Below are 5,708 nucleotides of genomic sequence, written 5' to 3'. Positions count from 1 at the left end.
GTCTTGAAGCGAATGTACATGTTGTGAATCGATTCTTGGTGGATAGTGGTCCACATGAACAAGTACTACACCCGACTAAAATCGAGAGTCTGTTCCAGCACTATAGCAGTGGATCTGCCATCACCAAATCGAAGGAGGTTGCGTAATGGAGTGGTTACGACAACTTGCCACTAGTGGCGTTGAAGCGGGTTGGTTATCAGACAGCTTCATGTATGCGTTTATGGTAAATGCACTGGTTGCCGCATTGTTACTTGGCCCGTTATTAGGTGGCCTTGGTACTTTGGTGATTGCTAAACGCTTGGCATTCTTCTCTGAAGCGGTAGGTCATGCTGCATTAACCGGTATTGCCATTGGTGTTTTGCTTGGCGAGCCACCAGAAAACCCAATTATTGGTCTGTTTAGCTTCTGTATGATCTTTGCTTTGCTTCTTCACTTTGTAAGAAACAGAACCAACGTGCCATACGACACCTTAGTTGGTGTGTTTCTAGCGCTAGCATTGGCAGTAGGTGCGGCATTGCTGATGTACGTGGCGCGTAAGATCAATATCCACATGCTTGAGAACGTGTTATTTGGTTCGATTCTGACGGTAACAGACCAAGATTTAGCAATTCTCGCAGGCAGCTGCGCGCTCATCATTTTGCTCTTGATACCGACGTTCAACCGTATTCTTCTCACTTGTATTAGCCCGGATATTGCCAAGGTGCGCGGCTATAACACCAGCTTCTATGACTACCTGTTTGTGATGATGATTACTTTGGTGACGATTGCTGCGGTGAAGATCGTGGGTGCTGTTTTGGTTGGTGCGTTATTATTGATTCCGGGTGCTACGGCGCGATTGTTGACTAAACGCATGGGGAGCTTTGTTTTGCTTTCTGCGTTGCTGGCAACTATTGCATGTTTAGTCGGAACGGTATTACCGATGGAACTTAAACTGCCTGTGCCGTCAGGCGCTTCAATAATCATCGTTTCTGCAACGTTTTTCCTAGCGGCAACGCTATACCGAATTATAAGAAAGGCATAACCATGACTCCTTTGATGAATCGTATTTCAAGCTCAGTAAAAACAGCGGCTCAAGTGGGTGTACTTGGTAGTGTGTTAATGGCTGGATCTGTGGTGTCACTGAACGCTAATGCAGAAGATATCTTAACGAGCACACCTGTGACTTATGCATTGGCAACAGAGCTAACCAAAGGCACTGACATTACCACTGAATACCTACCACCAAAACGTTACGGCATTGATCGCTTACTTAACTGGTTTGGCACTAAGGGTGAAAGCAAGGTGCTTAAGTCAGGAGAGAAGGCGACCGTTGCGTTAACGCTGTCATCTATTTGGCAAGCGGATCCTACATTTGTATACGCAAGGCAAGGCAATATCCGCTTGGTTGAGGTGGATGCCGCTCAAGCTATTACACCGCGAGCACAAGGTGTTGCCGCGTTGACGCTATCAAGTGGTGAAGTGTCTAAGTATGCTTGGTTAAATCCAACCAACCTAACGCGCATGGCTGCTATCGTGGCTGACGACTTTAAGTTGTTGTGGCCAGCGCAAGCAGAGACGATTGATAGCAACCTACAACGTGTGATGTTGGATGTGCGTGAACTGATTAACAAGCAACAAGCGGTATTATTGGATAACGACGTAGATTCAGTATTGTTACTTTCAGAAAGCTTGGAAGATTTTGCTTCTGGTAGCCAACTGTTTGTTGAAGCACGTATGTTCAAAGCTGAACTGGAATGGACAGAACAAGACAAGGCCAAACTCAAAGCGATGTTTTCTGAAGATGACGCGCTATGGTTAGTGACAGCGAAAAAGCCGACGACTTTGATTAAGTCGCTGGTGCCTAATGAGCGAATTCTTGTAGTTGACTCGGTAGACCGCTGGGGAAGAGCAGGGATTAATGCAAAAGTGCCGTTCGCACGTTGGGAAGTTAAACCATTCAAAGGTTAATTGAATAGCTAAGTCGCTAGGTTAATACGGTAGGATCAAAAAAGCAGCCCAAATAGAGGCTGCTTTTTATGTTCTTGTCTACAGGCTCTGATCTGAGCGCTGAGCAAGAGTATCTCGTGAGTCAAAAGTTTACTCTGCAGCTTTTTTTTCTTTAGTTTCAATACCAGCTTCTTCTGCTTCAACCGCTGTCTCTACTGAACCCTCAGCTTGCTCTAGAGCGGCTTTCGCTTGTTCTTCAGCTTCCATTTTTGCGCGATCAGCTTTAGAAATATAGCGAGGCTTGTTGCTACCATGCAGTTTAGAATTCGCCTGTTTCTGTCTTTTCTTTAGAATTTGATTGATTTTTTTCTTACGGTTCATTGCTGCATAGCCTTGTATTTAGTTTATGCGGTGGAGGATAATCATTTTAGATCTAGAACTCAACCTGTACGGTCTCTCATTAGGTAATTAATCATGTTCCAACATAACAACATTCTACAAGGCGAACTCGCAACGGAGTACAAAACCGTTATTGCGATGGTGCACATCTACTGTAAAGATCACCACGGTGCGGTTCGTCAGAATAACGCGTTATGTGAAGAGTGTGAGCAACTGTTGCGTTATGCAGAGACACGACTTGATAGATGCCCTTATGGCGAAGCAAAGCCGACCTGTAACAAGTGTCCGATTCATTGTTATAAGCCTGATCCTAAAGAGCAGATGCGTTTAGTGATGCGCTATGCAGGGCCAAGAATGCTACTTAAGCATCCGATTTTAGCGATCAGGCATTTGATTCATGAGAAACATAAAGTGCCAGAGAAGCCACTGCCGAATGTGTCTAATCGCCATATCCGAATGAACAAGAAGTAACTAGTGCTTTAAAGTGGTCGCAGAAGAAACGAAAAAGGTCTGATTGCTCAGACCTTTTGTGTTTCTGCTAACTGCATTATCAGAAGGCAGTCTTGTAGAAAGAATACTTTATGTATAAAGCTACACCGCTTGAGGCTCGTCGTAGGTCACTGTGAGATTGTTGATCCAGCGTCGGCTCAAGTAGCGGTGCGAGCATATTGCCAGTTTCACCACTTCTTCTACCAACATCAGGCCATAGATGTATTTGAAATCCCATCCAGCGACAAACGCGCCATAAACACACACTGGAATGCCCACCATCCACATCGCGATGAAATCCATGCGAAGGCAAAAAGCGTTATCACCACCAGCACGAATAATACCGTTAATGATCACCATGTTGAGCATACGAATCACCACTGCAAAACACATGATCATCATTGCTGGCGAAGCAAGCGGGTACAATGCATCTGTAGAAAGGTTTAACCATGATAGAACATGCTCTTTACCCATAAACAGTAGCATGCCAACGACAGCGCCAAAGCCAACGACGGCTTTAATGAATGTTAGACCCATGCTCATAGCATCATCAAATTCATCACGGCCCAGCGAATGGCCAAGCAATACTGAACACGCCACCGAAATACCAAAGAATATTGAGTAACACAGCGATTCGAACGGTGCGAGCATCGAGAACACCGCAAGTTCAGTCGTGCCCATGTGACCAAAGATCATTTGATATGCCATTGTGCCCATTGCCCACAACACGGCATTCATCGTTAGCGGCAACGCAATACGACGGTAAGAAAGCCACAGTGATGGACGGTGTGGTGAGCTTGGGGTGGTTAGCAGCCAGTGTTTACGCACACGCATGTAGCTATACATTAAGCCCACTTGAATCAATCGCGCTAAGGTTGTCGCCAATGCAGCACCTGCAACGCCCATTGCTGGAATGCCGAAAGCCCCTTTAATTAGAACGAAGTTAAGCGCAATGTTGAGTGCAATAGTAATACCACCTAACAATAGTGGAGTTACGGTGTCACCTGATGAGCGCATGCTTGCTTCTACCACTACTACAATGTGAGTTAGAAGTAGAACAGGGAACCCATACCAAAGGTAAGTCGCTCCAAGCTCAATCACGGTTTGATCGCTAGTTTGCAACATCATTAAAAACTGAGAACCAAGAGTGATGATTGCTGTAACAGGCAGCAGAACTTTTAAACCAAACACCATCGCGATAGATGACACGGTACGTGCACTTTTTCGGTCATTCTTTCCCCAGTATTGAGCAACTAATGTACCGTTTGCTGAGGCCAACCCTGCCATAATCATAATCGCAACGAAGTGCCATTTTGATGCGATTCCCACAGCGGCTGCTGCTTCCATACCAAAATCACTGACCATCAAGACGTCAGCAAGGGCAAGAATAGCAACCAGCGCACTTTGCAAAGCTACAGGTAAACCAAGTTTAACGATACGAGGTAATATGCTCTCTGGCTTGTTATTCATAGATGAGTTAGGGTTGATGTTAGTTGTCATAAGCTCTCCGATTTATGGCAGAACTATAGTGATTTGAGCGAAGTAACAACATGTTTAAAAAACAACAAAACCTGTGCGAATCCGTCATTGACACCATGGAGCCTAAATCAACGTGGCAAGATGATGTTTTTCTCGCGGAACATTGCAAAGAACGTTTTTTGACCGTTGAAGATATCCCAGAGATGAAAAGCTTTGGTGTCTATATGGGCGGTATGGCAAAACTATACGATGGTTATTGGGTTGAGCGAGAATCCGTTAATGTTCATACGTTGATTTTCACTATGGAAGGTGGCGGCATTCTAACAACCACGACATCAGTACAAGCGATTACACCGTATACGCTGGTGGTTCTTCCTGCCGGAACCCCATTTCGTTTTGAACTCGATCCGCAATATAACTATTGGAAAATGGCGTGGATGTTGACCCCCGATACTAAGCAGTGGCAACACATAGCAAGTTTAGGTCAGGGGATTGTGCCTTTTGGAGAGTGTGAGCAGATCTGGTCATTAATGAACTTGGTTTACTTTGAGATAGGGGGCCGAGCCAGTTACCGTAAGTTACTCTTGAGTGAAATAGTCCGAACGTTGACGGGTTTTGAACCTAAATCAACAAGCACCACCGCTCGTGTTCAAGCGCTCTATAATGAAATTGAAAGTAGTCTGCATCAACCATGGACAGTAGCTGGTATGGCTCAAAGGGTGTTTATCAGCGAAGAGCAGCTTAATCGAGTTACCAAGACGCTCTTCGACCTATCACCACGCAGCAAGTTGATTCAACTAAGAATGGATAAAGCGACCAGTTTGTTAAAATACCAAGATTGGTCGGTGTCGATGATTGCCAACCGCTTGGGTTACAAAGATCCTTATAACTTCTCACATCGCTTTAAAAAGCATTTTGGTTTATCTCCAAGCCAATACCGTAAAAGCCATCGACTTACCGGGTAATACTGGTTGTCCACTAAAAATTCGTTTCTTAGAACAATTCCACAAGATCAATTTTGCAGTAAATGTACGGTATTAAGTGATCTATCAATTTAGTATTTTTGTACCATTCGATAATATTGGAAATATCTTAAAAGACAACTGCTTATGAAACGTGAGGAATCCATACAAAAAATAGCGGATCACGTAGACGATTTTAAACTTCCGTCTAAGTGGGTTCTAAATAAAAAAGAGTTTCAATCTGATACGAGGATCGTCCGAAAGCAGGAGTGTGGCTCGATAATAGGGACGCTTTCAGAGCCTCATCGTAAGGTTCTTTTTTACTTGTATCAAAATAAAGGACATGTAATCAGTAAGCGAGTTTTGAAGCGTGTAGGTTGGTCGGGTAAAGCCGTGACATCTGCTTCAGTATTGGTTGCTATCTACGAGATAAGAAGGATCTTAGACTGTCGT

7 protein-coding genes and 1 pseudogene are annotated in these 5,708 nt (G+C 44.4%); 6 read left to right on the top strand and 2 right to left on the bottom strand.

Going from position 1 to position 5,708, the window contains the following annotated elements; translation table 11 throughout:
- From AB4653_RS12915 to AB4653_RS12905, 3 genes and pseudogenes are all read left to right on the top strand, one after another.
- Positions 1 to 146, top strand: a pseudogene (locus AB4653_RS12915) (metal ABC transporter ATP-binding protein); the annotation flags it as partial.
- The gene (locus AB4653_RS12910; protein WP_009845395.1) at positions 146 to 1,021 is read left to right on the top strand and encodes a metal ABC transporter permease; all 876 of its coding nucleotides are present in this window, start codon (positions 146 to 148) and stop codon (positions 1,019 to 1,021) included. The pseudogene AB4653_RS12915 and the gene AB4653_RS12910, both read left to right, overlap by 1 nt.
- 2 nt (positions 1,022 to 1,023) lie before the next feature.
- The gene (locus AB4653_RS12905; RefSeq protein ID WP_102257996.1) at positions 1,024 to 1,947 is read left to right on the top strand and encodes an ABC transporter substrate-binding protein; all 924 of its coding nucleotides are present in this window, start codon (positions 1,024 to 1,026) and stop codon (positions 1,945 to 1,947) included.
- A gap of 129 nt (positions 1,948 to 2,076) precedes the next feature.
- On the opposite strand, the gene AB4653_RS12900 is transcribed toward AB4653_RS12905, so the two are convergent.
- A complete protein-coding gene (locus AB4653_RS12900) occupies positions 2,077 to 2,307 on the bottom strand; it encodes a DUF2986 domain-containing protein (protein ID WP_017101886.1) in 231 nt (76 codons plus the stop codon).
- Between the two features lie 93 nt (positions 2,308 to 2,400).
- Between AB4653_RS12900 and AB4653_RS12895 the strand changes: the two genes are divergently transcribed.
- Entirely contained in the window at positions 2,401 to 2,796 is a 396-nt protein-coding gene (locus AB4653_RS12895) for a nitrous oxide-stimulated promoter family protein (protein WP_102257997.1), read from the top strand.
- Between the two features lie 120 nt (positions 2,797 to 2,916).
- Here AB4653_RS12895 and AB4653_RS12890 read toward each other — a convergent pair whose 3' ends face one another.
- Entirely contained in the window at positions 2,917 to 4,314 is a 1,398-nt protein-coding gene (locus AB4653_RS12890; RefSeq protein WP_102257998.1) for an MATE family efflux transporter, read from the bottom strand.
- A 50-nt stretch (positions 4,315 to 4,364) separates the two neighbouring features.
- Here AB4653_RS12890 and AB4653_RS12885 point away from each other — a divergent pair, with 50 nt between their 5' ends.
- Together AB4653_RS12885 and AB4653_RS12880 are read left to right on the top strand one after the other, a co-directional pair.
- Positions 4,365 to 5,258 (top strand): helix-turn-helix domain-containing protein, encoded by an 894-nt coding sequence (locus tag AB4653_RS12885; RefSeq protein ID WP_017097624.1) that lies wholly within the window; start codon positions 4,365 to 4,367, stop codon positions 5,256 to 5,258.
- Between the two features lie 144 nt (positions 5,259 to 5,402).
- The coding region (locus AB4653_RS12880) for a hypothetical protein (RefSeq protein WP_372104358.1) at positions 5,403 to 5,708 on the top strand (306 nt) is incomplete at its 3' end.

Source organism: Vibrio sp. 10N.222.48.A3, assembly GCF_041475345.1.
Classification (GTDB): Bacteria; Pseudomonadota; Gammaproteobacteria; order Enterobacterales; family Vibrionaceae; genus Vibrio; species Vibrio tasmaniensis_A.
This window is presented reverse-complemented; position numbering and strand designations above follow the sequence as displayed.

Coding starts and splice junctions, on each gene's coding strand:
- AB4653_RS12885 (WP_017097624.1), top strand. CDS start 4,365: ATGTTTAAAAAACAACAAAACCTGTGCGAATCCGTCATTGACACCATG.
- AB4653_RS12910 (WP_009845395.1), top strand. CDS start 146: ATGGAGTGGTTACGACAACTTGCCACTAGTGGCGTTGAAGCGGGTTGG.
- AB4653_RS12905 (WP_102257996.1), top strand. CDS start 1,024: ATGACTCCTTTGATGAATCGTATTTCAAGCTCAGTAAAAACAGCGGCT.
- AB4653_RS12895 (WP_102257997.1), top strand. CDS start 2,401: ATGTTCCAACATAACAACATTCTACAAGGCGAACTCGCAACGGAGTAC.
- AB4653_RS12890 (WP_102257998.1), bottom strand. CDS start 4,314: ATGACAACTAACATCAACCCTAACTCATCTATGAATAACAAGCCAGAG.
- AB4653_RS12900 (WP_017101886.1), bottom strand. CDS start 2,307: ATGAACCGTAAGAAAAAAATCAATCAAATTCTAAAGAAAAGACAGAAA.